Genomic DNA, 1712 nt, shown 5'->3' with positions numbered 1-1712 from the left:
CTAATGATTGAGCTACCAGAGTCAAAACTCGATGAATATGTAACCGTCATTGCCATCGACTTGGAAGGCAAACCGGATATCTACCATGGTAGCGGAGGAGCTATTGAAGGAAATTAATCATTCTCTTTTAATAAAAGGGTTGCAATAAGCATAATGAATCGAAGTACTTAACCTGTTTTATTCATAAAAAAATAGAATTTATGAAAACAAGAATGATTCATCTTTTCCATATGATTTAAAAATTTTTAATTATTGCAAAAAGAATATATTATAAAAAATGAAATAGTCTCTTTTTTTGTTAGATTTTCTGTATATAAAATACGCTAAATAAGATACTATCAAATTTTTGTGTTGGTGTTAAGGATTCCTTAATGTCTTTTTAAAAAGCAATATAACTGAGGATGCTACATTTTTTTTAATTGTTGCTACAAATTTTATAAATCGCAGTGGAACTTATATTTACATTTGGCCTAATCATCATGCAAATTAATCTATGAAAAGGAAGTGAAAATAAACCTGATGGTATAAAGATTAATGTGATGAGAGCCGGAAATGATAATTTATTCCGTTCGGAAATTTTCGCAAATACAGTAGCGACTTTGATAGACCAAGAAATAGAAATATATAATACCACCGGAGCTATAGGAGCAGCACGGGCAGCTGGCTTACATAAAGGAGATTTTGAGACCTATGGAAAATTAGTTGAAGATAATGATCACGTTATGACATTTATGCCTTTTAAAGATAAAGAACCTTATGTAAAGGCTTATGATAACTGGAAAAAAGAATTGAATCTTATTTTAAATAACAAATAAAAAATATATAAATTTTTAAAACACATAACAATGGCAATTTTAGGAGACAAAGAATTCTATAAAGGAATTGGAGATATTACATACGAAGGTAAAGATTCAGATAATCCTTTAGCTTTTAAATTCTATAATCTAGAACAAGTAGTAGCCAGAGCTCGTGGTCAAATTAAATTAGCTTTAGATGCTACTATTAAATTACATTATTAAAAGTGAAAATATTAAGCGTAAAATACATTATTTTAATTATAGTTAGTACATTAAATTGTTATCTGGGTTATAGTTTTTCTTCGAGTCAGGCAAATGTAAAAGATACAATTATAAAGCAATCACCCAATGTTGTTATTATTTTTATGGATGATATGGGTTATGGTGATTTGAGTTCTTATGGACATCCAACCATTCAAACGCCTAATATTGACCGATTGGCTACAGAAGGTCAAAAATGGACAAATTTTTATGCAGCAAGTAGTGTTTGTTCACCAAGTAGAGGTGCTTTAATGACCGGACGTTATCCTATTCGTTTAGGGTTAGGAGGTGAAAAAGAACGGGTGTTTTTTCCAGAATCTATTGGAGGCTTACCCGCGAGTGAAATTACTATAGCAGAGATGTTGAAAGCAAAAGACTATGCAACTGGAATGATCGGTAAATGGCATTTAGGGCACTTGCCTGATTTTTTACCTACCAGTCAGGGTTTTGATTCTTATTATGGCATACCTTACAGTAACGATATGGATGCTATAAAATGGAGTGTTGAAAACCTGCTTTCTGAACCCGATTATACCAAGTGGAATGTACCTTTAATGCAAAATGAAACCATTATAGAAAGACCCACTAATCAATTTACTATAACCAAGCGTTATACAGAAAAAGCTATTGATTTTTTAAATGAGAATAAGGAAA

2 protein-coding genes and 1 pseudogene are annotated in these 1712 nt (G+C 31.1%); all 3 read left to right on the top strand.

Annotation, left to right across the window (positions count from 1 at the left end):
- Positions 1 to 512 precede the first annotated feature (512 nt).
- Positions 513 to 815: pseudogene (locus tag AC15TD_RS07325) on the top strand (carbohydrate kinase); the annotation flags it as partial.
- A 30-nt stretch (positions 816 to 845) separates the two neighbouring features.
- Positions 846 to 1019: a hypothetical protein gene (locus tag AC15TD_RS07320; RefSeq protein WP_484451484.1), complete on the top strand. Its 174-nt coding sequence runs from the start codon at positions 846 to 848 to the stop codon at positions 1017 to 1019.
- A 2-nt stretch (positions 1020 to 1021) separates the two neighbouring features.
- On the top strand, positions 1022 to 1712 hold a 691-nt coding region (locus tag AC15TD_RS07315; protein ID WP_484451483.1), incomplete at its 3' end, for a sulfatase-like hydrolase/transferase.

This window comes from Yeosuana sp., from assembly GCF_057126245.1.
Note: the sequence above shows the minus strand (reverse complement) of the source record. Positions and strands in the feature narration are given on the sequence as shown.